This is a genomic window from Pirellulales bacterium (genome assembly GCA_019694455.1).
Classification (GTDB): domain Bacteria; phylum Planctomycetota; class Planctomycetia; order Pirellulales; family JAEUIK01; genus JAIBBY01.
The window spans coordinates 1-25,661 of the sequence record JAIBBY010000050.1 but is presented as its reverse complement, the minus strand read 5'-3'; the positions used below and the strand labels follow the sequence as shown (position 1 = coordinate 25,661).

The window sequence follows — 25,661 nt, the reverse complement described above, 5'->3', positions numbered from 1 at the left end:
AATTATACAAGCAAACCTGCCCGGACAGTGCCGCCTTTGTACGCCCCTCCCCCCTCAAAAGCATACGTCGTCATCCAAATTACGCGGCACATTCCCGACGCGACGGCCCCCCGCGCAGGCAGCGCCAAAGCGGTCAAAAACCGCCGCCAGACAAACGCCGCTCACGATTTGTTTGACCCTTCTTCCACAGCCGTTTACGATGCGAGTCTGGCAGCGTTTTATGGCAATTGGAAGAGATGGCCCTCTTCTTCCAGCTTGCAGTGATGCAGACCCGCCCGACCTGCCTCGCTCACCAAGAGGCGTGGCGTATTTCCCGTGCAGCGTCGTCACAAGACACAGCGCAACCGATGGGCCAAGACCGCTCGAGCGATGCTCAGCGGCCGCGGGCGGAGGTTGCTCGTTGAGCAACTCGAACGCCGCGAACTCATGGCGGCCGACTTCGATCTGCTCCCGCCACTGCTGCACGACGGCACATCACCCAGCGACCTGTTTGCCGCGTCGGTCATGGTCACGGATAGCGACGGCGCCGCTTACCAAAACCTGCCGATCAACCGGGACCCGAATGATTTCTCGCCAGTTCCGGCGCCCGAAATTGGCAATTTGCTCTGGCAGCCACAGCTCCTCTATCTCAACAACCATCGCGCCGACATCACTGCCTCGATCGACTCCGGCGGTTCGGGTGAGCTGATCGACTTTTTGATGACGGTCCCCAACGCCGGGCACAACCTGGAAGGGGACTGGGACTTTTACTCGTTCCATTTGGATCGGCCCACCACGCTCCGCGCCGAGGTGATCGCCGCCCGACTCGGCGGCAGCCTCGATCCCGTCCTTGGCCTCTGGCGCCAAGGGCAGACGAGTCAGCTTTGGGCCACCGACGACGACACCGTGGGGCGCGACCCCCTCATCGAGCGCAACTTGCAAGCCGGCGACTATGTGATTTGCGTCGCCGGCGCGCAAGGCACCACCGGAGACTACCGACTGCTGATCTCGGCGGGCATCCCGCCGCAGATCGTGCAAATGACTCCCGACGGCGACACGCGCCAGCCCCCGCAGGCCCTCACGCTGTTCCTGTCAGAAAACAATCTCGCCGCCGACTCCGTGCTGCGCGATGCCTTCCGGCTGGTCGCGTTGGACAGTTTTGACCAGATCGCCGCCGATCTCACCAGCCAGCTTGGCGCCCCCAGCTATAGCGCCGCGCAAGACCGCATCACCCTGCCCGTGATCGGGTCCCTGGCCGACGGCAACTACGCGCTGCTGGTAGGCGACACCTTGGTTGGCCTCGATGGCTTGGCGCTCGATGGCGATGGCGTCGGCGGCGCGGGAGGCGACTTTGTCGGCCGCTTCCGCGTCGACACCACCGCGCCGCAACTGGTCTCCGGTTCGTTGAGCCTGGCCGGCGCGCTCGCCGCGCCGCAACAAGGCCTGTTCTATCGAGTCGCCGGCCAGGCGACCGCCGCGCGCCCCGGCGAACGGCTGCGGGCAGAACTCGATCTCGATGGCGATGGCCAATACGACGACGGCTTTCAAGAGTTTGTCATGGGCGAAGCGGCGACGCAGTTCGTCATCGAAGCCGCCACGCCGCTGGCCGCAGGGCAAGGCGCGGTCGCCAGCGTGCGACTGATCGACGCGCTCGGCAACCTGTCGAGCGGCGCGCCGCTGACCATCGACGCCAGCTTGGCGCTGGTCACCGCGGCCACCCCCGACCTGGCGTTGACGGCGATCAAAATTCAATTCAACCGCGGCGATTTGCTCGGCATCGATCAGGCGGAAAGCTATCACGTCGCCGGCCGATCGATTCGCCAGGTGACGCTCTCGGCCGACCGTCGCGTAGCCACGCTGCAACTCGATCAACTGCCCGACGGCGTGTACGAAGTGACCGTGTTCAGCGGCGCGGAGGGCGTCACCGCGCCGACAACTCATGGCACGGAGCCGATCGAGACGCCGCTGGATGGCGATGGCGACGGCGCGCCCGGCGGCGATCATGTCGCCACGGTGATCGTCGATCGGCGCGGGCCGCTGATCCACAGCCTGCGCTTGGCGGGCGATGATGCGACCCCGGCGACCAATCGCACCTTCGACGCCTCGCCCAGTTTTGCGCTCGCGCTGTCCGACGAGTTTCCCGGCGCGTCAGGTTGGGTGACGCTCGATTTTGATTTCGACGGCGATGGCCAGTACGACGATCAGCGCGTCAAGGCGCTGCTTTCTGCTTCCGGCGCCGCGCAAGTGGTGATCGTGGCGGCCGATCATGTCTTTGGCGAACAACTAAACCGCGTGGTTGTGCGCGCGACCGACGCCTCTGGCAACACGGCGCTGGCATCGCTGCAATTTGTCGTCGATCAGCGCGGCCCGATCGTGCGCTCCACGCAAGTGACGTTGCCGCAAGACGAACTGGGCCTGCCGGCCGGCATCGTCGAAGTGCGCATCGCGCTCAACGAAGAACTCGATCGCGCCGCGGTCGCCAATCTGGCGAGCTATCGTCTCTTTGGCGCCGGCGCCGATGGCATCCTGGACTACAACACCTCGGCCGATCGCAGCGCCGCAATCATCTCAGCCACCTATTCGCCCGGCATCCCCAGTCAGCGCGTGCCCCCCGCCATCACCATCGTGATCTCCGCCGCGGATCTCGAAGGAGATCAGTATCAACTCGTGCTGCGCGGCGACGCGATTCGCGATCTGGCGGGCAACCCGCTCACCGGCGGCGACCTGCGGATTCCGTTCCAATACCACCAGGCCCCGCCCCGCGCCCTGGCGGCGCTCCCCGCGCGGGCAGACGCCAACACCGCGCCCAATCTGGTGATCGTCGACTTCAGCCCGCAAGCGCTGCGCCAGGCCGATGCCGCCAACCCCGCCAACTATCGCTTGGAGCGGTTGGGCGCCGCCGGCGGGGCGATCCAGATTTTGTCGGTCTACTACGATCCGATCATTCACCGCGCCCTGCTGCGCGCCGCCGCGCCGCTGATCCCCGGCGACTATCGACTCACGGTCTTCGCCCCCGATCGCGCCCTCGGAGTCACCGGCCTCACCAGCCAGACGGGCGTGGCCCTCGATGGCGACGGCAACGAGATTCCGGGCGGGCATGCGACGTTCGATTTCAACGTCGAGCAGGTCTTGAACGCGCTCGATATCTTCCCTTGGCTGCAAAACTCGCTGGTGCATTACGCCACGCAGGCCACGCTCGACGGCATCGCCCAGCGCAAGAGTTTTGCCAGCAGCCAGTTTGCCGAGCAGTTGTTGCGGCAGTTGAACTTTGACGCCAGCGGCATGACCAGCGCTCAGATTCAGCAAGAAGCGCAGAACCGCTTGAGCCGTCTGCTGCGCGAGCAGTCGCTGTCGACCTCGCTCGCTGGCGCGGCCAATCACGACGAATACCTGGTGATCTGGGCGCGCGACGCGCGCTTTGTCTTGTCCGAGCCAGCCGACCAACCAGGCCAAGAGCCGCGCATCGGCCGCGGCGCCAATGGCTGGCGCGTGCGCGAGATCAGTGGCGCCGTGCTGGTCGAAGGCATGGCCGGCGATGTCGAGATCGCCCTGGCGATCGTGCCGGTCGGCTCGCGGCGCCAACTCACCAGCGGCGCCCTCACCACGCATAACGGCGCCATGATGCTGCCCGACCTCGGTTTCAAGCTGGAACTGGCGGGGCTGGCGCCGACCAATCAAACCGGCGTCATGGTGGTGCGGCAATCGGGCGTGATGACGACTCGCCGCTTCTCGGACGTGCCGGCCGAGCCAGACCTGTACAACCTGGACATCAAGTTCATCGCGTCGGGCTACGATCCGAAGATCGCGCTCATTAATCAACATGTGCGCGACGGCATCGAGGCCATTTATGGCCCGCTCGAAGAGTACGCCGGCACGATCCTGTTTGGCTGGTTCGATCCGGTCGACTATGTGCTCAGCGACGCGCAGGGACAGACCGGCGCGATTGGCGGGCAGGCGTTTCATACCGTGGCGGGCGGCTTCAGCGCGTCCAACGGCAGCACTGGGCTCATCGTTTCGCCCAACTCCTTGGGCGGGCCGCAGCGACTCGAATTGCTGGGGCTCGGCACCGGCTATAGCGGCGCCATCAATTTCGCCAGCGGCGGCGTGGTCGATTTTGTGCCGCTGCAAGGGGCGCTCGGCCCCGGCGCGTCGCTCGTGGCGGTCATCGATTTCCGTGGCGGGCCAACGCAGCCCGGCCCCGGCTCGCCGAGTGGTCCGGGCCCCGTGGCGGGCGGGCCGCCGAGCAGTTTCGGCGTCAACCAGGCCGCCTTCACCGTGGCCAACCTCTTTCTCTCGCAGCGCCAGAACGCCGCGTTCAACTCGCTGGTTTTGCCGCTGTTCGGGCCGCTCACCTCCGCGCTGGGAGTGGGCGACGGCTTCGGCCGGCTGAGCGCGCTCAACATGGCGTCCCACGTCGGGCGCCAAGGGGTCATCCGCACCGCGCTCCGCCAACTGCGACAGGCCGCGCTATTGGATCTGCGATCGCTGCGCGGCGGGCTGGCGCAGGGAGGCGCCGACGAATTGATGGAACTTTTGGATAGGCTGATCGCCCAATTCTCCGACGCTGATCCCGCGCAGTTCGAATCGTTCTGGCGGCTCGAACCGCATCTCCAATCGCTGGTCGAGCGGTTTGGCCACCGCGACGAGGTGCAGCCGTTCTCCAGACAACTCAAGTTCCTCCGCACGCTGCACGAAGCAGCCGATCGCGCCAGCGAGGGACCGCTGCCCCACGAGGCGAAGAAGCCGGTCACCGATGACGCCGGGGAAGAAGCGGCCGGCCGCTCCGCGGCCGACAATGATCGTGCTGTGCCCATGGATGCGGCGAACTCCTCTACCACCACCACTTCCGCAGCCCCTGGCGCGGCGCAGCCTTCCGCCGCCGCGCCCACGGGAGACGCCACTCATGTCGATCCATCCTGAGCTATTGCTGTTGGCCCGCGCCGTCGATCGCCATCTGGTGCACGACGATCAACTGCTCGAGCTATTGCGCGAGCTGAGCCGTGACGAAGAAGCCTCGGTCGTCGACTTGCTGCGCTCCCACGGTTTAAGCGCCGATCAACTCGATTCGCTCATGCGCTACGGCTCGGAATACGACACGCTGGACGCCGAGGAATTGAAACTGGCGCAAATGGCCGGTCCCACGGCCATCGAGCAACGCCTGGCCCGCAGTTCAACCGTCAAAGGCGACGAAACCGCCGAAACGCGCGAGTTCACCCCTCCCGGCCCCGACGACGCGGGCGGCCGCGCGGTTTGGAAGAGCGTGACGAGCGCCGATGGCGGGCCGGGGCCAATCGGCAGCCGCGTCGAGAGCCAACAAGAGTTCGTGCTCATGTCCGAACTGGGGCGCGGCGGCCTGGGGCGCGTGCGACTGGCCTTCGATCGTCGGCTGGGGCGTCAAGTCGCGGTGAAAGAACTGTTGCCGCAATCGCTGCGCTCGCGCGAAAAGATTCGCCGGTTTCTCAAAGAAGCCCGCGTCACTGGCCAGCTTGAGCATCCCGGGGTCGTTCCGGTTTACGCCGCCGGCGAAGGCGAAGACGGCCAACCCTTTTACGCGATGAAGCGCATCGGCGGTCGCACGTTTTCGCAGGCCATTCGCGCCTATCACGCCTTGCCCGCCGACGATCCGCTGCGCCCGCAACGATTTAGCGAACTGTTGACGGTGTTTGTCAGCATTTGCCAGACGATGGCCTTTGCCCATCAGCGCGGCGTGTTGCACCGCGACCTGAAACCGCAAAACGTGATCGTCGGCGATTTTGGCGAGGCGATCGTCGTCGATTGGGGACTGGCCAAGACGCTGGCGCCGCCAGCGCCGCGCGGTCCCAACGAGTCAACCATCGCCGCCGAAGAACTGGCGCAGCCCGCCGCGCCCGAGCCGATCGAATTGGACGACGACGCCGCGGCCGCCACCCGCGATGGCGCCGTCCTCGGCACCTTGGCCTATATGTCCCCCGAGCAGGCGCTGGGCATGGCGGTCGACGCGCGCAGCGACATCTACGCGCTGGGCGCGATGCTGTTTGAACTGCTGGCCAACCGGCCGCCGTTTCGCGGCAAGACGCAAGAGGTCCTGCAGCAAGTGCAGCTTGGCAAACTGCCGCGTCTGCGCGAGTTGGCGCCGCACGCGCCGCGCGCGCTCGAGGCGGTGTGCATGCGGGCGCTCGCTCGCCTGCCCGAGGCGCGCTACGCCACCGCTAAAGAATTGGCAGACGAGGTCGTGCGCTGGCAGGCCGGCGAGCCGCCGCTGGCCTATGCGGAGCCCTGGCTGGAGCGCGGCCTGCGCTGGACGCGCCGCCATCGCACGCTGTGCGCCACCGCCCTCGCCTCGCTGGCCGTGCTGGCCACCGTGGCCGGAAGCTGGTGGTGGCAAGAGTCGCGCCGGGTGCAGCAGGTAGCCGACCGCGCGCAGCGTCACATGCAGACCGCCGATCAACTATTGCTCGCCGAACAATTGCCGGCGGCCCTGGCCGAAGTCGATCAGGCCCGCGCGCTGGCCGGCGCCGAACCGCGCTTGGCCAGCATAGCCGGTGCCGCCGCCGAACTGCGCGCGCAGATCGACGAGCGACTTTCGGTCGACGCCAATCGTCAACGCCTCACGCGCCAACTGGCCGACTTTGAGCGCCACTATCACGAGGCGCTATTCCGCTCGCTGTTGGCCGCGCGCCCCGACGCCACCGCCGACCGCGCCGCGGCGCTGCGCTCGCTGCGCGCCGCGCGCGACCTGTTGCCCCCGGCGCAGGTAGCTTCGCTAGGCGCCATCGGGCTCGACGCCGCCGACCGGGCCGAGGTCGATCTCAAACAACAAGAACTGTCCATTGTCGAGGCCGAGCTCATGGCCTTGCCGGCCGAAGACCGCGACGACGCTGCCCGCGCCCATGCCGCCTTGGCCGCTTTGGCGTGCGTGCCGGTCGATGCGCCGCTCCGCGCGGTCGCCGATCGGCGGGCCCGCTATCTGCGTCTGGCCGGTCGCGACGACGAGGCCCAGCGCGAGTCGCAGCGCGCAGGCCAGATCGAGCCGCAACACTCGCTCGACCTGTTCCTCTTGGGCGATCAGCGACTAGCCGCCGAGGATCTGCCCGCCGCCAAGCGCTACTTCCAGCAGGCGCTGGCCGCGCAGCCCGATCGATTCTGGGCGCAGTGGTATCTGGCGGTGGCGCAGCTTCAGTCGGGCGAGCCCCGCGAGGCGCTGGCCAGTCTATCGGCCTGCGCCAGTCGCCGCCCGGAGTTTGGCTTCACCTACTTGTTGCGCGGCCTGGCGCATGGCGAGCTAGGCGAGTTGGAGTTGGCCGAAGACGATTTCCGCCGCGCGGCCAGGCTCATCCCCGCCAACGAAACCCGCGACCACTACGCCTTGCATTTGAACCGCGGACTGGTGCGCGTCGAGCACGGACGCCTGCCAGACGCCTTGGCCGACTTCGCCGCCGCCGAAAAGCTCGACCCCACTCGCTGGGAGGCGCATGTCAATCGGGCCGACGCGCTGCGCCGCCGCGACGAAGCCAGCGCCGCGCTGGCCAGTCTGGGCCTGCGACTGGCCGGTCTGCCGCTGACGCCGGTCGCCACGCACCACGCCGCGCTGGCCCAACTGGAGCGCGCCATCGAGTTTGCCCCCAACGAGCCGCGGGCTTATCTCAATCGTGGCGCCATCTGGCGCGGACTGGGACAATCGAACCAAGCGCTGGCAGATTTCCGCCAGGCGCTGTCGGTCAGCCGCCCCGCGACGCCGGCCCGCGCGCAGGCCCTCTGCGAATATGGCCGACTGGCCCACGCCGGCGGCGATCCGCAAGAGGCCCTGCGCCGCTACAACGCCGCGATCGACGATTGCCCCGCCTATGCCGACGCGCTGTATCTGCGCGGGCTGGCGCAGATGGACCTGGGCTCCGATCAGGAGGCGATCGAGTCGTTCGACGCCTTCTTGGCGCAGAGCCAACTGGCCGCGCGCGTGTTTGGCCAGGTCGGCTCGCTCGCGCGTCCCGTGGGACGCACGGCCAGCGCCACCAACGAGGCCACGCAGTTGGACGAAGGCAGCGAACCGAGGCAGCGGCTGGCGGCGATCTATCGCGAGCGCGCGCTGGCCCGCCTGAAGCTGCGCGACACGCTCGGCGCCTTTAGCGATTCGATCCTGGCGCTCGATCTGGCAGGGCCGGCGGCCGAGTCGTTGGCCCAGGGAGATCGAACGCGGTTCGCCAACTTGCACGCGCGCCGCGGCTGGGCGCTGCTCTTGCATGGCGCCGAGATGGCCCGCGCCTCGTTCGACGAGGCAATTCAACTAGGCGGCGCCAGCGGCGACCCGTACACCGGTCGCGGCTCGGCCCTGGTCTTGTTGGGGCGCTGCGACGAGGCGGTGGCCGACGCCATGGCCGCCCTGCGCGTGGGGCCGATCACGCCCGGCCTGTTGTACAACGCCGCTTCCATCCACGCCGCTGCGGCGGGGCGCGTGTTGTCGGGCGGCAACACCGCCGACGAGCGCCCGGCCGGCTGGATGAACGAAGCGCTCGCGCTACTCGAGCGCGGCTTTTCCACCATGTCGCCGCGCGAGCGCGCGGCGTATCGGCAGGAACTGGCCAAAGACGCCAGCTTCGACTCCATTCGCCAGCGGCCCGAGTTCGCGCGGCTGCTCACTGACAACGATTCGGCGGCCACTCCGTGATCGACCGCTATACCTCGGCCAGTGGCTCCGTGGCGTCGCCAAAGCGGCCGGGCCGCAGATTCATCTTGTCCATCATCGACAGGTACAGCCTGCACATCTGCCGATTCTCCTGCTCGCGATAGTCCAGCACGCGCCCGGTGGCGATCTGGCCGCCGCCGCGCCCCACCAGCACCACCGGCAATTGGGTGGCGTCGTGGCTACCGGTCATCATGCTCGAACAGAACAGCAGCATGGTGTTGTCCAGCGCCGTGCGTTCGCCTTCCTGAATCGCGTCCAGCTTGCCGGCGATGTACGCCACCTGTTGCAGGAAGAACTGATTCACCTTGAGCCAATCCGCCGTGTCGGAGTGCGACAACAGATGATGAATCATGTAGTCGACGCCCAAGTTGGGAAACCGCAGCGACGAGTGATCGTTGTTCAACTTGAGCGTGCAGATGCGGGTGGCGTCGGTCTGAAAGGCCAATACCAAAATGTCGCACATCAGCCGCATATGCTCGCCAATGTCTTGCGGCACGCCGTCGGCCGGACGCGACATGTTCGGCGCGGTCAGCGTCGGCCGCCAGCCCTGCAACTCGCCGCGCCCGCCGGCGCGCTCGATTCGCTGCTCCACTTCGCGCACCGAGTCGAGATACTCGTCTAGCTTGCGCTGGTCCGCCGCGCTAATCTGGCGGCGCAGGTCGCTGGCGTCGGCCAGCACCGCGTCGAGCACGCTCTGATCGCCGTGCTGCGCCTCGTCTTTGAACAGCCGGTCGAATGCCAGCGCCGGATAAATCTCCAGCGGCGTCGGCGTCGTGGGAGAGCTCCACGAAATGTGCGAGCTGTACAGCATGGAGTAGTTTTTATGCACCGACGGGTTCGACTTTTCGCAGCCCAGCACCAGGCTGGGGACCTTGGTCGATTGACCATAGCTCTGCGCCAAGACCTGATCGACGCTGGCGCCAGAACGAATCTCGCCCCCCGAGGCGATCGGCGCGCCCGAGAGCAGGTTGCCGGTTTGCGAGCTGTGGATGTTCCCCTTCAGCGCCTCGGCGTTGTACAGGCCGCGGATGAACAGCAGCTTTTCGCGATAAGGATGCAGCGGGGCCAGCACCTGCCCTAGCTCCATCGCGGCGCCTTCTCCCTTGGCCCACCACTCGGTGCTGTGAAAGCCGTTGCCCGAGAATAGCGCCGCCAAGCGCACCGGCGGCTCGCTGGCGGGCTCGCTGCCGCGCGGCTCGTCGCCCCAGACCGTGGCCGACTCCAGCCACGGCAGCGCCATGCTCACCCCCAGGCCACGCAACAACATGCGACGCGAAAACCGCTGCGCGCTCATCTCAGGCTCCACACGATTTAAGGCGAGTCCTCTGCCGCGAACTCGCGACCGCGAATATTCCGAAACTGCGGGCTCAGCACGATCATCTCGATCGCCGCCAGCACCCGATAATCTTCTTGGGCCAAACGCGACTGCATGGCGGCCAGCAGTGGTTCATCGGATAGTTGCGCGGCGCGACCCAGCGCATAGCCTAGCAGCTTTTTGCAAAACTGGCGCACAAACGCGTCGCGGCGCTGCCCCGTCAAATAAGCCCGCAGGCCGTCGATGCCCTCCAGCCGCGCGCCGTCGAGCGTGGTGGCGGTGGTGTCGATCGGCAGCCCCGCGTCGGTCGCGCGCCGGCGGCCAATCGAGTCGTACGCCTCCAGCGAAAAGCCAAAGGCGTCGATCCGGTCGTGGCAAACGCGGCACCGCGCGTCGGAGCTATGTCGCTCCACCAATTGGCGCATTGTCAATTGCTCGCTCGCCGCGTCCTGCGGCAACAGCGGCACATCCTTGGGAGGCCGCGGCAAGCGCTCGCCCAACAACGCTTCGCTCACCCAATTGCCCCGCAAGATCGGGCTGGTCCGCGACGCGCCCGATTGCTTGGCCAGCACGGTGGCCTGCGCCAACACGCCGCCGCGACCATGCCGCCTCACGCCGTCCACGCGGCGCCACTCATCCCCCATCACGCCCGGTATCTCATAGTGCGCGGCAAGCTGCTGGTTCAACAGCGCGTAGTCGCAATCCAAGATCTCCAGCACCGAACGATCGTGTTGAAACAGGTGCGTGAAGAACTGAATCGTCTCCTCGTACATCGCGCCGCGCAAGCCGACAAACTCCGGAAAGTGCCGCTCGCTCTTTTCGTCCAGCGTGTCGAAGTCGCGCACGTTGAGCCACTGGCAAGCGAACTCAATCGCCAACCGCCGCACGCGCGCGTCGCCGCTCATACGCCGCGCTTGCGCGGCCAGCGCCTGGTCATTCGCCAATTCGCCGCGCGCCGCCAGCCCGCGCAACTCCGCGTCGGGCGCCGTCGACCACAAAAAATAACTCAGTCGCGTGGCCAGTTCCCAATCGTTCACCGGCGTCGCCTCGCGCGCCGGGCCGGGCGCCTCGATGCGATACAAAAACTCCGGCGCCGCGAGCACGCGGGCCAGCGTGAGCCGCAGCGCCTCGTCGTGCGATAGCTCTTCTTGACGCAGCGCGCGATACAGCCCTGCCAGCTCTTTTCGCTCGGTGTCGGCCAGTGGCCTGCGATAGGCCAGCGCGGCAAAATCTTCCACCGCCGCCAGTTGGCGCGGTTCGGCGTCGACCAATGCCTGGCGAAACGCCGCCGCGCGCGCTTGAATCGGCTGCCGGAACGGCTCGAACTTGCTCGGATCGGCGTCTTGCGTGGCGTATTCCATCAACTGCTCAAACGCGTCGACCAGCGCCAGCGCGTCGTGACTGACAAAGTGCAACTCCTCCCACCGTCGCTCCAACTCGGCGCGCTCGGCGTCGTCCAGCATCAGCCGCGCCAGGTGCTCATCCTCGCGATGGTAGAGCGCCAGCGTCACTGCCTCGTCGACCGGCACAATGCGCGAGTAGCACATGGCCGCCGGAAACACCCGCCGAAATGCCTCGTAGTCCGCCAACACTCGCTGCCGCGCCGCGCTTCCTTCGGCGGTGACGATCGGCCCCAGCGCCGCCTCCCCCGCTGGCGGAGCGGTCAGCAGTTCCATGCGCACGCTCCCTTCCACGCCAAGCTCCCCTTCCAGGCGGCCGGTCACCAACAACTCGCACCCCGCCACCAACTCGGCGGGCAGCCGAATCTCCAGCACCCTGGGCGCCGCCACGCACACGTCGGCCGCGTCGATGGTCGATCCATCTGGCCGGCGACCAAACAGCGCCGGGTCGAGTCCCCACTCGAATGGTTCCGCGGCGCGCGCCGAGCGGTCCGCTTCGTGCGTCGATGCCAAAAGCGGCCCTCCCAGCGAGGTAAGCCGCCGATAAAGCTGCGCGTCAGGCGCCGCCGCATCGGCGGGCGGACCGGCCAACAGCAACTGCTGCGTCTGTTCGGCCAGCGATTGTTTCTCCGCCGGCGTGGCCGCCGACTGCCAACGCGCCAAGGTCGAACCCGCCGGAAACATCGATCCCTCGGCGCCATCCACCGCCTCGGTGCAGAAGTGCCACACGCCGGCGTTGCCGTGCTGGTCGGCATGCGGGTTGCCCGCCAACACGCTGCCCGAGACGTCAGCCGCCAGGTTCCAGGTTTCCTTCTCGCCGGCGCCGGCCAGTGTCAGGTCGATCGTCGTCAGGTCGCAGGCGTGGTTGCCGTCGCGCGGGCCGATCAAAAGCGCGATCACGTCGCCGCGCCGCACGCTCACGCCATCGATCGGGCCGACCTGCGCGGCCGTGGCGCCCTGCGCCGTGCCGCCTGCCAACTGTTGCCGCGTGCCCCCGCGCCGCAGTTCCAAACTCCAGGTTACGCCGTTGCCGCACTCAGGATGGGCGTGCGTCACCTTTCCGGTCACGCGCAGCGTCGCCGCTTGCGGGGCGCGCCAGCCCACCGCCGTTTGCACGATGGGCGTGGGATGCACGGCCACGCTATGCGGTGGCATGTTGCCCGGCACACGCACCATTTGATCCGACGAGTTGGCCAACAGATTCGGCGTGTCGGCGCTACCCCATCCCTGAATGAAGTCATAACCGGCCAGGCCGCCAATCTGCGTGGTGAAATGCCCGGCGATGCGCGTCTCGCCGCCGTCTGCCAGCCCCAGGTAACCGAGCCAGGCGGCTAGCGCCGCCGGCGAGACGTCGTGCTCGCGCGCCAGCGCCTCAAGCGCGCCGGCATCGGGCGCATGGTCGAGCTGGGCGGCAATCGCCAAACACTTGGCCGCCTGACCAAACACCTGCTCGCGGCGCGCCGCGATCTGCCGGATTACTCGGTCCGCGTCGCGCAGCAGCAAGGGCTCGCGCCCCGGCGCCACCAGCCGCGGCTGCTCCCACAAGGCCACGTCGTGCTCGGCGCCGTCCCCCGCGTCGCTGGCCACCAGGTACAACCGCACTTCCTTGCCTTCCGGCTGCGCCGGGATGACATAGCGCAAATCCTGTTGCGCGACGACCGGGTCGACCGGCTCCTGCCAATGCTGCATGTGCCCCACCGGTTGAAAGCGCCATAGCGCCTGCTGCCAGCGGCCGATCTCGGCCGCCAGCGCGTCGATGCCTTGCTGGTCGGCCGCGCGCCAGCGCTCGCGCAAGTGGGAAAGCACAAGCGACGGCTCATCCCCCTCCAGCGCTTGCCACAGCACGCGCAGATAAGGGCCGTTCAATTGATGGGCCGCGGCGACCTGGTCAGTAGTTCGCTCCCCCGCCGCCAGCGCCGCGCGATCCGCATGCAAGACCGACAAATACGCCGCTAGCGGCACGCGCCCCTCGGCGTCGACAAACCGCGCGTAAAATTCCTTAATCGCGCCTAGCGCCTCGCCAGTCCAATCGGGGCGCGTGGTCGAAGTCGAAAAGCGCAGCCCCCGCGGCAACAGCACTGCATGCGCCGCCACACGCTTGGCGGCGTCCAGGTATTTGGTCAATAGCGCCGGCGACATCACCAGCCCGCTGCCCGTGTTGGTGAAACCCTCACCCGCCGCCCCGTCGATCGGAAACTCGCGGGCAGGGTCGAGCGTGGCCACCCCCGTCAGATCGCGCAGCGTGTAGGTGTATTCCGCGTTGCTCAAGCGGCGCAGCACCACCTGTCCCGGATCGCCGGCCGTGGCGCGGGCCTCGGCGGTCAAATAAGCCCGCACCCAACCGGCAAGCTGCGTCTGCTCGGCGGCGGTCGGTTGCTCGGCGTCGGCCGGCGGCATCTGATCGGTGTCGAGCATCTCGCCCACCTTCTGCCAGACGCGCGGCTGGCGGCGCACCTCGGCCAGCGTGGCGAAGGCCGACAAATCGAGATCGGCCTCCACCACGTCCCCCGCGTGACATGCGTGGCAATAGCGCGCCAGTAGCGGCGCGACCTCTTTTTGATACGGTTCGGCCAGCGCGGCCATCGCATCGTCGTCGGGCGCGGCGCGCGCCGGCGTCAAGCATAGCTGTGCGAGGAGTGCCAAGCCGAGCGCGGCCAGTGGCCCTACGAGACTTCGCAAGCGAGTGGCACGACGCATATCCAAGACCGTTGGCGGGGGTGCGGGGCGGCAATGCGGAGGCAGGCAAACCGCAACCTAGTCGCCGCGCGCCAGACAGTCAAATTCTCGCCGTTTGATTACTGTCCAACGAACCGCACGCGCGTGCCCGGCGCCGCCGGCACGCCGGCCAGCGCGTCGTGGCCGGCGAAGAGCGCGGCCAGCCCGGCGTATTCCAGATCGAGCCCCTCGGTCAGCCGCAGCCGCGCGCCGCGCTCGATCAATGCGTCCGCCGCGCGCACGGCCAGCGGCGCCTTGCTCCGCAGTTGAATCAGGCTGCGCACCAGTTGCGGATCGACCGGCTGCGGGAACGCAGGATCAAGTAGCGCGGTCAGACTGTGCTCACCAAATAGTTGCGCGAGTGCCGCAAAGCGCGGCGAAAGCGCCGGCGGCTCCGCGCCACCGGCCGCCAGCGCGGCGCCTGCCGAATCAATATCCGCGCAGATCGCGTCGATCAGGCCGATCTCCAGCGCCTGTTCGGCCGGCACAATGGCGCCGGCGCCAATCATCCATTTGGCCAGCCCCACGCCTATCCGCCGGGCCAGGCGCTGCGTCCCCCCCATGCCCGGATAAATGCCGACGCCCGTTTCTGGAAACGCGAACTTGGCGCCTGGCGCGGCGACGATGCGATCGCACGCCAGGGCCAGTTCCAGCCCGCCGCCATACGCCGGCCCTCGCGCCCAGGCGATCGATTGTTTGGGGCCGCGCTCGACTTGGCCAAGCAACTGTCGGCAGCGCCGCGTGAAGCGCAAGACGCGATCGATGTCGCCGGCCTGCAGGCACGCGCTGAAAAAGCCGAGATCGACCCCGACCAAAAACGAATCATCCGTGCCGGTCAGCACGATCCGCTCGATGCTCGCGTCGCGCTCCAGTTGGTCGACCGCCGCCGCGGCGCGCTCCACCATGTCTTCGGTCAGCGCGCCCGCCGGCGCGCGCGCAAAGGCGATCACGCCCACCGGCGGCATGCGCGATACGGCAATCTCGTTCGCAGGCGCAAGTGACATAAGCAGCCGGTCAATCTGTGATGGCGAGTCGATGGTGGCCGCCCATTGTCGCATCACACCGCGCCCTTCCGCCACCGGCGCGGTTGGCTGTTCGCAACACCAGCGGCCGGCTTGGCCCTCGCCGCCAAAAAAGTCGCCGCTAGGACGCGGTTTTTTTCTTGACGCGCGTGGCCGCTTCGGTAACTCTCTACACCGTGGGAAGCAGCGGCGATCGCGCCGCCGCGTCGTCTCCTCCCGCTCCAAAGAAGGTTGCTCTTTGGACGCGGCCGGGCCCCGGCTACGGCGCTCGGACCGAGGCGCCGCGGTCAGCGAACTGTGCCGGCGCGCGTGTCGCCTGCAAGCCAGCGGAATATAGAAGCACACTGCGCCGCCGTTTCCCCACCAGTAAGAAGCCCGCCCAGATCCCCGCCCAGCCGTCTACCGGACCGACGGCCCGCCACGACCCGCCGCCAGCAGGGCCAGTCGCCAGGCCGCGCGGCGTGTCCAATTGCCTCTTGGAAAAGGATTTGCAACCCCATGAGCCGATTTCACCGGCGTCGCCGCGCTGCTTGCGCCTCAAACCCATCGCGCCGCGCGGCGTCGCGTTTGTCGTTCCAGTCGCTCGAAGTCCGCCGCGTGCTGCATCACGAGGGGGGCAACGAAGACGCCAACCTCGTCATCAATAACTTCGCCTTCGAAAAGGGCCCCGACTTCGCCGACTCGTCCCAACTTGTCAGCGGGGCGCAGTCCTATTCGGCCCTCGCCGCGCTGCCGGTCCTCAACAGCCATCTCGGCGCCCCGGCCACGGTGTATCTCAATTTCCTTGGCGACTTCACCCCCGCCTGGGGACGGCACGCCAACATCACCACGCCGGTCTTCGATCTCGATGGCGATCCGACCACCTTCAGCAGTTCGGAGTTGGTGGCGATCGAGCGCATCTTCGAGCGCGTGAGCGAGGACTTCGCCCCCTTCGACGTGAACATCACCACCGTCGATCCCGGTCAGTACCTCGATACCGTGGCGATGAAGGTCAACATCGGCGGCGCCGGGGGCTGGCTCGGCACCCCCGCCGGCGGCGTGGCCTATATCGATAACTGGATCAGCCCCATCCCGAATGTCGTCTTCGTCTTTCCTGGTTCGCTCGGCAATAACGAAAAGAACATCGCCGAGGCCAGTTCGCACGAAACCGGGCACGCCTTTGGACTGCAACACCAAAGCACCTTCGACGCCGCCGGCATCAAACTCAAGGAGTACAACCCCGGCGGCGGCGGCTGGGCCCCGATCATGGGCAACAGCTATTCGCAGGCCCTCTCCACCTGGAGCAATGGCCCCTCGTCGCTCGGCGCCAACATCCTGCAGGATGATATGGCCGTGATTGCCCGCGCGTCGAACGGCTTTGGTTACCGCGCCGACGATCACGCCGGTGCGGTCGGCAGTGGCGACGCGCTGGCCATCGACGGCAACGCGGTGAGCGCCGCGGGCGTGATCGAAACCATGTCCGACGTCGACGCCTTTTCGTTCGTCACCGACGCTGGCGCCATTTCGCTGTCGGCCAATGTCATCGACATCGGCGCCAACCTCGACGCCGTGCTCGAACTGCGCGACGCCGGCGGAACGCTCGTCGCCATGGCCGATCCCACCGATGCCCTCGGCGCCACCATCAGCCTGACCGTCCCGGCCGGCAACTATACCCTGCTGGTCCGTAGCACTGGCGTCTATGGGCGCGTGGGGCAGTACACCGTCTCGGGCACGATCAACACCGGCATGTTCGTCAGCGCGCATACGCCGTCGGCCAGCGATGTGGTGTCGGCGCCCCCCCTCGACTTTACGCTGGAATTGTCAGAGGCCTTCGACGCGGCCAGCGTCGACGCCGCCGACCTGCTGGTGAACGGCATCCCGGCCGACGGCTTTTCGATCGTCGACGGCCAGACCGTCGTCTTTCATTTCAACACGTCTCCCGTCGTGAACGAGGGACTGCAAACGCTCGCCATGGCCGCCGGAGCGATGGCCCGCGGCAGCGACGGCAACCCCTCCAAGCCGTTCGCGGGCACATTCCGCTACGATCCGGCGCGATTGACGGTCGACGCAATTTCGCCCAGCGACGCCGCGCACGCGCAAACGCCTCTGACGAGCATCGAGTTGCACTTTAGCGAGGCGGTCGAAGTCGGCTCGCTCGCGGCGTCCGATCTGCTGCTCGATCGCGGCGCGGTGACCGGCATGTCGATTGTCGATTCGCAAACCGTGCTGTTCACCGTCAGCGGATTGGTCGACGAGGGGCCGCTGGTAGTCACCTTGCCCGCCGGCGCCGTGACCGACATGGCCGGCAATCCCAATCTTGCCTATGCCACTACGCTCGCGCTCGACTACGGCACAGTCGACTATCCGGCGCCGCTGGCGTCGGTCGCCCCGCAGGGGGGCCTGATCTTCGATCCGGCGATCTCCGGCGCCATAGCCGTCGCCGCCGACAGCGACAGCTTCACCATCGAGTTGCCAGCCGGGCAAACCGTCACCACGGTGCTGGCCATCACCGCCGGGTTGCAAGGACGCGTGCAGTTGTTCGACGCCAACAGCGCGCTGGTCGGCTCGGCCAATAGCGCGGCGGCCGGCATGTCGGTCACGCTGGGTCCGCTCCCCACTGGCCTGGGCGGCGCCTACACCATCGTGGTCGATGGCATGGCGGGCACGACCGGCGATTATCAACTGGAGCTATTGCTCAACGCCGCCGCCGAAGGCGAATCGCACGACGGACCGAACAACGATCTGACCATCACGGCCCAGAACATCGACGCCAGCTTTATCGACCTGGGAGGCGGCATCGAGCGCGGCGCGGTGATCGGCCGCAGCGATCCGCCCACCAGTTACCTGCCGGCGGAGATCGAAACCAACGACACTCAACTTACCGCCAATAGCGCCGCCAATAATTTCAACATCGCCGCGGGGGGCTTCTATCAATTGGCCCTGCAAGGCGCGGTCGGCGCGTCGGGCGATCAAGACTGGTACACCATCGGCGCGCTCGACGCCGGTGACAAGCTCACCATCACCAATTCGGGCAGCCCCTCCTCGCGTGGCACATTGAGCGACGCCATTGTCGACCTCTGGCGAGCCAACAGCGGCAGCCCCGTGCAGGTGGCCACCAACGACGACGGCGGAACCGGCGACGACTCACTGATCAATGGCTTCACCATCGCTGCCGCCGACACCTATTACATTCGCGCCCGCGCGTTCAGCACTCGCGTCGGCACGTATCAGGTCGGCGTCTGGCTGGAGAACAGCGGCGCCGCGCCGCTCACCGGCAACGCGTTCGTCGTCGAAACCGAAGCCAACGGCAGCGCCGCCACCGCCAACGACGCCACCAGCGCCTGGCGCGCCGCGCAATATATATCGACAACCACAGCCAGCGCCGGCGCTGGCGACAACGACTACTATCGGTTCCAGTTCACCGCTGGCGACGTGGTGACGCTCCAGGCCAAGGCGACTGGCGGCAATGCCGATCTCGCCCTCGCCTTGTTCAACAGCGCCGGCACGCAAATCGCCGCCGAAGGCGGAGACAGCACCGGCGCGGGCGCCGATTCAAACCTGCACGCCTTTGTCGTTCCCGCCACCGGCAGCTATTTTGCTCGCGTTCGCCCCACCGCCGGCACAGGAACCTACACGCTCAACGCCTGGCTCGCGACCATCAACCCCCCCGGGCCCGTCACTGCCGGCGGCGACGATTTCGCTTTCACTGCCGACGCGGGTCAATTCGTCAGCGTGGCGCTGGCGGACAATAGCGCCGGTTCGCTCACGGTGGAACTCTTGGATTCGCTCGGCGCCACGGTGGCCACCGGCGCGCCTGGCGCCAACGCCCAGTCGCTGCTCAGCGCCCAGACGCTTTCAGCCGGCGCCTATTATCTGCGCGTGACCGGCGATCAGAATCTGGACTACAGCCTGGTGGTGGTGCGTGGCGGCGCCTTCGACGCCGAACCCAATCAACCCGCCAGCGCTAGCCTCGACGGCGCGCAAGGCGCCATCGGCCACCTCGACGCCAATCCCCCCTCGACGATCGGCGACCTCAACTTCACCGTCGATACCGCGCAGTCGGCCATCACCATCAGCGGCGCCTTCAGCGCGCTCAACTTGCCGATCACCGAGCAAACGCCCGGCAGCGGCACCACGCAATTGCAAGGCACGCTCATCGTCAATCGGCAGACCGATCATCTCTCGTTCCCCGGTGGCAGCGCCATCAGCGCCGTCGATCAGCCCGGCCCCTTCCTGCCGGGCAACGTCTCCGCCGATTACGGCATGCAGGTAGTGCTCAGCCCCGAGACCAGCGCCTACGCGGTGTTGCAAAACGTCGCCGTCGATATGAATAGCGTGCTGCTCGCGCCGCTCGTGTCCGCGGCGGAAGCCGCCTTGGCCGCCGGCGATCCCATTAATATCGAGTTCCCCGCCAACAGTGTGCTGTTGACCCTCGTCTCCGGCACGGCCAACTACGATCTGACCGGCCTCAGCGGCACGCAAGGCCTGGCCGGTCTGTCGCTCGCCAATGGATCGCAATTGGCCGGCTCGCTGGTCGAGTCCGACGGCCTACTCACGCTCACCTTGCCGATCGACGTGACGACCACCTTCACCGTGCCGACCGTGAACATCCCCATCACGCTCCACTTCTTCGGCCAGATGGTGGCCAGCTACGACTTGCCGGGCCCCATCGACCAGACCGATGAATTCACAGTGACGCTTGGCGAAGGCGACACCCTCACGCTGGCCACCGCCACGCCGCTCGATGGCGCCGCCGCAGCGATCGTTCCCAACGCGCTCGATCCGCGCCTGGCCATCTACAACTCGCTGGGCGACTTGGCCGCCAGCGACGACAACTCCGCCGCCGATGGTAAGAACGCCGCCCTCGAATTCACCGCGCCCGCCGCCGGCGTCTATCGCATTGCCGTCGCCGCCGCGGGCGGAACCGGCGAATATGTCCTGCAACTCGCCGTCAATCATCCCCCCGTGCCCAACGGCGGCGGGCCGTACACCATCGTCGCGGGCAGCCCCCTGCACCTCGACGCCAGCGGATCGAGCGACCCCGACCCCGGCGACACGCTCACCTATAGCTGGGACATCAACGGCGACAACATCTTTGGCGACGCCACCGGCGCGGGGCCCACCGTCTCCTGGTCCACGCTGCAAACGCTCGGCATCGTGCCGGGCGGAATCTACAACACCAGCGTGCGCGTCACCGACTCAAAAGGCGTCAGCCGCGACGCCGTGACCGGCCTGACCGTCGATCCCGCCGCGCCGCAAGTGGTGGGCCTGTGGCTCAAGAGCGGCGGCCCGCTGGGCCGCGAATACGCCATCCCCGTCGGCTCGGGCGATCAGTTGCGCAGCGCTGCGCTCGGCCAGGTGCAAGCGATCAAAATTCAGTTCAGCGAAGACGTGGCCATCGACGTCGCCGATCTCAAGCTCGAAGGGGTCAGCATTGCCAACTACGCCCCCAGCGGGTTCACGTACGACAACGTGAATCACATCGCCACCTGGACCTTCGCCGCGCCGATCGACGCCGATCAATTGGTGCTCACCCTTACCTCCAGCGGCATCACCGACTCGGTCGGCGGCCGACTCGATGGCGAATGGATCAACCCCATCACTCCCGGCGCCACCGGCACCAGCGTCTTCCCTTCGGGCAACGGTGTGGAAGGGGGCGACTTCGTGTTCTGGTTCAACGTGCTTCCCGGCGACATCAACGGCAGCGGCACGGTCGACGGCGGCGACTACACCATTTGGGCCGACAACTTTGGCCAACATGCCGGCAGCGCCACCTATGCGCAGGGAGACTTGAACGACGATGGTCTGGTGAACGGAGTCGACTACACGATTTGGGCCGATCATTTTACGCCACAGGCTGTCACCGCCGCGCAGCCAGTCGTGTCGACGGCGCTACCCGCGGCAAGCGCGATTGCGGCCCTGCCGGCGGCAGCGCTACCCGTGGCCCGCTTCGCGCCGGCGGCGCTGGCGGCGTTCGCATCCAATAACGCCACCGTCCCGCAGTCGCGCTACTCGCGTGGCGACGTGGCCAAGCTGGCCTTTGCCTCGGCGGTCGATGCTTTGTTGGCCCGCCCCGATTCCGGCGCCAGCTTGACGCGCCGGTGGTGGTAGGCATGCCGCCGCGTTGAAAACGGGGGGAATCGGCGTCACCTCCCCCCGCAATCTGCTTGCCCCCACGGCCTCGCTACCGCCATCATAGGGGCGCATCGCCAACACACACCCTCGCCCCCATCAAGGCGCCAGGCATGTTCGTTCCCTCAAGACGTACCCGCGCTCTTTGCCTCATGTCCATTTGCTGCGCGCTGGCGCCTGGCGCGGCGCGCGCCGGCGCGCTCGCCAAAATTTCCGGCGTCGATGCCCAACCACTCGCCGCGCAAGCGCGCCGCGTGGCGCAGGCCCTGGAACTGGCCGGCGCGCCGCTGACCCCCGAGCGCCGACAGGCACTCGACCAGGCGCTGGCGCTCGAGAACCAAAGCGCGCAGGTCGCCGCCATTCAAGACGCGCTTGACCCCTTGTGCCTGGTCGGCGTCGACATCAATCCCGAAAGTCGCGTCAAGGCCGCGCCGGGCGACGCCCCGCGCCAACTGGTGCAAAACGGCTGGCGCGTCTTTCTGGTCAAAGTCCATAACGAGGCCGGCGTCACCGCAGAATTGCGAGTCACCAGCCCCAACGCCAAACCGCAGCAAAAGTCTTCGACCTCCGCCGCCGAACCCAAACGCAGCATCACCCCCGCCGATGTCGCCGACCGCTGGCTCGATGTGGCGCTGTACAAGGATCAGCCGCTCGAAAAAACGCTCTCCGGCCTCGCGCTCGAGTATCGAATCATCGAACTGCACAGCCGCGACGTTGGCCAGCGCGAGGCCAAGCTGTTGTTCGATGTCGGCCAAGGAACGCAAGACCTCGGCTTTCGCAACGAGGTCAACCTGCTGTTCGATTGTCAGCCCGCCGTCGAAGTCGTGCTCGATGTCATCGACGACGACGGCCAGCCAACCACCGGGCATTTTGTGTTTCGCGACGCGCAAGGCCGGCTCTATCCTTCCCGCGCGCGGCGGATGGCGCCCGACTTCTTCTTTCACGACCAGATTTACCGCCACCACGGCGAAAGCGTCATGCTCCCCCCCGGCAAGTACGCGGTCACCTACGGCCGCGGACCGGAGTATCGCGCGCAAACCCGCGAGATCACCGTGCCCGCCGCCGTCAGTCATCGCGAGACATTTCGCCTCGCCCGCTGGATTCACATGACCGAGCATGGCTGGTACTCGGGCGATCATCACGTCCACGCCGCCGGCTGCTCGCATTACGAGTCTCCCGCCGAAGGGGTGCAGCCGGTCGACATGATGCGGCACATCCTCGGCGAAGACTTGAACGTCGGCTGCGTTCTCTCCTGGGGTCCGTGCTGGTATTTCCAAAAACAATACTTCGACGGCAAGGTGCATCGCCTCTCGCGCCCCAACGCCTTGATGCGCTACGATGTCGAAGTCTCCGGTTTCCCCAGCTCGCACTGTGGGCATCTCTGTCTGTTGCGGCTCAGCGAAGACGACTATCCCGGCACGTCGCGCATCGAAGAGTGGCCCAGTTGGGATCTGCCGGTGCTCCAGTGGGGCAAACAGCAAGGGGGCGTGGTCGGCTTTTCGCATAGCGGTTGGGGATTGGAGGTGCCGGCCACCACCTTGCCCACGCTCGACATGCCGCCGTTCGACGGCATCGGCGCCAACGAGTTTGTCGTCGACGTGACGGCCGACGCCTGCGATTTCATCTCGGCGGTCGATACCCCCTTCGTCTGGGAAATGAACGTCTGGTATCACACGCTCGACTGCGGCTACACCAGCCGCATCAGCGGCGAGACCGATTTTCCGTGCATCTACGGAGAACGCGTCGGGCTGGGTCGCTCGTACGTCAAGTTGAATGACGCCAAAGAATTGACCTACGACGACTGGGTGCATGGCATTCGCGACGGCCGCACCTACTGCACCGATGGTCTGACGCACCTGTTCGATTATCAGGTCAACGGCCTCGGCGTCGGTCAGCCGGGCGCCGACGGCCGCGCCAGCGTGCTGGCCGTCAAGTCGGGCGCGCCCTTGCGGGTGAGTGTCAGCGCCGCCGCCCTCTTGGAAGAACAGCCGCGCGATGATATCCGCAACCAACCGCTCGATCACAAACCGTACTGGCATGTCGAACGCGCCCGCGTCGGCGACACCCGCAAGGTTCCCGTCGAACTGATCGTCAACGGCGTGGCGGTGGAGAAGCAAGAACTGCTGGCCGATGGACACATCGAACAGATCAAGTTCCATTACACGCCCGACCAGTCAAGCTGGGTGGCGCTGCGGGTGTTCGCCAGTTGCCACACCAACCCGGTGTTTGTCGAGGTCGACGGTCAGCCAATTCGCGCCAGCAAGAAAAGCGCCGATTGGTGCTTGCGGGCGGTCGACGTGTGCTGGAAGCAAAAAGAACCGCAAATTCGCGAAAGCGAAAAAGCGGCGGCCGCCCAGGCCTACGAGGCGGCGCGTGTCGCCTATCGCAAAATTCTGGCCGCGGCCAGCGACTAACCGCGCTAATGGCCAACGACGAAAGGAACCCGTGAGCCCATTCGAAACGCTGCTATTGGATATCGACGCCCGCGGCGTCGCTCGTCTGACGCTCAATCGTCCCGACTCGCGCAACGCCATGAGCCAGGAGTTGATTGGCGAGTTGACTGCCGCCACGCGCCAACTGGCCGAAGATGAAAAGGTGCGCGTGGTGGTGCTCACCGGCGCGGGCGACGTGTTCTGCGCCGGCGGCGACCTGAAGATGATGCAGCGGCAAGCGGCCGGCACGCGCGACACCCGCGTGGCCGACGCGCGCGAACTGGCGCAAATGCTGGCCGACCTCAATCGCCTGCCTAAGCCGTTGATTGGGCGGATCAACGGATCGGCGTTTGGCGGCGGCATCGGTCTCATGTCGATCTGCGACATCGCCATCGGTTTGACCACCGCCAAATACTCGCTGACCGAGGTGAAGCTGGGCCTGATCCCCGCCACCATCTCGCCTTATGTGGTGGCGCGGATGGGCGTGCCCAATGCGCGGCGCGCCATGCTCAACGCCTTGGAAATGGATGGCGCCGAGGCGGCGCGGCTGGGGCTGTTGGCCGCGGCCGTCGCGACGCAAGATTTAGACGCCGCCGTCGAGCGCGAGGTGAAGCTGTTCTTGCGCTGCGCGCCAGGCGCGGTCAGCCGCGCCAAAAAGTTGATCGAATTCGTCAGCGCGCACGACGCCAGCGAGAACCTGGAACACACCGCCCAGCAGCTTGCCGATTGCTGGGAAAGCGCCGAGATTCAAGAAGGAATCGCCGCCTTCCTGTCCAAGCGCAAACCAGCCTGGCAAGTCGAGTGAACACGCAAATCGCGCTGGGGCGCCCTCGGCGTGAGTGGTCTTTCCCTCCTCCACCTCGCCCCCGCGCAGCGAAGCGCAGTAGGGGGAGAGGTAGCGGCCGCAGGCCGCTGGTGAGGGGGTCTTCTCACCTGCTCGACTGCTCACCTGATCCGACCGGCGTGTCAGGTAATGACGCCCGTCTCTTCCCCCCTCTCTGCGTCTCCGCGCCTCTGCGGTTCGTCTTCTCTTCCACCTCGCCCCGCTTGCGGGGAGAGGTCCGGCCGCAGGCCGGGGCGAGGGGGTCTTCTCACCTGCTCTACTGCTCACCTGATCCGACTGACGTACCACCAATCAAGCCCGCCTTCGCATTCCTGATCCCAAGTCCCTGCCCCCTATTCCCTTCTTTCTTCTCTAGCAACTTTCCACTCGCCACTCGCCATTCTTCCCCTCTCCGCGCCTCGGCGGTTTTCTTTCCCCTTATCCACTCGCCACTGACCACCATCCGCCACACGTTTTCGGAGTATCACTCCGAATTGCGATCACTACCGGTTGTGGTCTGGCAAGACGCGGCCACTACATCTGCTGTTCTAACAACTCTCATTTGACCGCATTGCGCTACCCCGATTCCGAAAACTCTGAATTCAACCGACCACTCCGAAAATCGCAACCTGCCGCCGCGTGGTTAGTTGCGCCACATGCTCCCGCCGCGCCGCCGAGGGTTTTCGGAGTTCACCCCCCTGTTTTCGGATTTCGAGCGCAATTCAATTCCGCTTCCCCTGCGATCCATCGGGCAGCCTCACCTGCTCCACTGCTCCGCTGATCTCTGACGGGCCTGGCGCCGCGCGCCAGTCGCATTGCCGGTCCGCCTCTCCTGCTCCACTGCTCCAACTCTCCCCTTCGCGTCCTTGCACCTTGGCGTTTTCTTCTTCCCGCCTCGCCCCCGCGCAGCGTAGCGCAGCAGGGGGAGAGGTAGCGGCCGCAGGCCGCTGTGAGGGGGGCATTTTTCTTAATCTGCTCTCCCTTCTCCGCGTCTCTGCGGTTTTTCTTCCCCCCGCGCCCTAGCTCCGCTCGTTTTGTACAAAAAATTGCGTTGAGCCCGCGCGTCAATTGTCGTACTGTACGTATGTATCAAAATCGCATTCTCAGAGCGCCCCGGTGATCGACCTGCCGATCTACATGGACAACCACGCCACCACGCCGGTCGACCCCAAAGTGGTCGCGGCCATGGCGCCCTATTGGAGCGA

The 25,661-nt window shown here is 66.6% G+C and carries 8 protein-coding genes; 5 read left to right on the top strand and 3 right to left on the bottom strand.

Annotated features, from left to right (window positions below; genetic code table 11):
- Positions 1–369: 369 nt before the first annotated feature.
- Together K1X71_17000 and K1X71_16995 are read left to right on the top strand one after the other, a co-directional pair.
- The gene (locus tag K1X71_17000) at positions 370–4,899 is read left to right on the top strand and encodes a hypothetical protein (protein ID MBX7074842.1); all 4,530 of its coding nucleotides are present in this window, start codon (positions 370–372) and stop codon (positions 4,897–4,899) included.
- A complete protein-coding gene (locus tag K1X71_16995; protein ID MBX7074841.1) occupies positions 4,883–8,620 on the top strand; it encodes a protein kinase in 3,738 nt (1,245 codons plus the stop codon). The genes K1X71_17000 and K1X71_16995 overlap by 17 nt, the downstream gene beginning before the upstream one ends.
- A gap of 7 nt (positions 8,621–8,627) precedes the next feature.
- On the opposite strand, the gene K1X71_16990 is transcribed toward K1X71_16995, so the two are convergent.
- The 3 genes from K1X71_16990 to K1X71_16980 form a co-directional block, all read right to left on the bottom strand.
- Positions 8,628–9,878: a DUF1552 domain-containing protein gene (locus tag K1X71_16990; GenBank protein ID MBX7074840.1), complete on the bottom strand. Its 1,251-nt coding sequence runs from the start codon at positions 9,876–9,878 to the stop codon at positions 8,628–8,630.
- A gap of 71 nt (positions 9,879–9,949) precedes the next feature.
- Positions 9,950–13,972 carry a DUF1592 domain-containing protein gene (locus K1X71_16985; GenBank protein MBX7074839.1) on the bottom strand — a complete coding sequence of 1,341 codons (4,023 nt, stop codon included), beginning with the start codon at positions 13,970–13,972 and terminating at the stop codon, positions 9,950–9,952.
- Between the two features lie 176 nt (positions 13,973–14,148).
- Complete coding sequence (locus tag K1X71_16980) at positions 14,149–15,072, bottom strand: enoyl-CoA hydratase/isomerase family protein (protein MBX7074838.1); 924 nt, start codon at positions 15,070–15,072, stop codon at positions 14,149–14,151.
- 516 nt (positions 15,073–15,588) lie between these two features.
- On the opposite strand from K1X71_16980, the gene K1X71_16975 reads away from it, so the two are divergent.
- From K1X71_16975 to K1X71_16965, 3 genes are all read left to right on the top strand, one after another.
- Entirely contained in the window at positions 15,589–21,180 is a 5,592-nt protein-coding gene (locus K1X71_16975; protein ID MBX7074837.1) for a pre-peptidase C-terminal domain-containing protein, read from the top strand.
- Between the two features lie 173 nt (positions 21,181–21,353).
- A complete protein-coding gene (locus K1X71_16970; GenBank protein MBX7074836.1) occupies positions 21,354–23,615 on the top strand; it encodes a CehA/McbA family metallohydrolase in 2,262 nt (753 codons plus the stop codon).
- Between the two features lie 31 nt (positions 23,616–23,646).
- Positions 23,647–24,438, top strand: coding sequence for a crotonase/enoyl-CoA hydratase family protein (locus K1X71_16965; protein ID MBX7074835.1), 792 nt, complete (start codon positions 23,647–23,649; stop codon positions 24,436–24,438).
- Positions 24,439–25,661 lie beyond the last annotated feature (1,223 nt).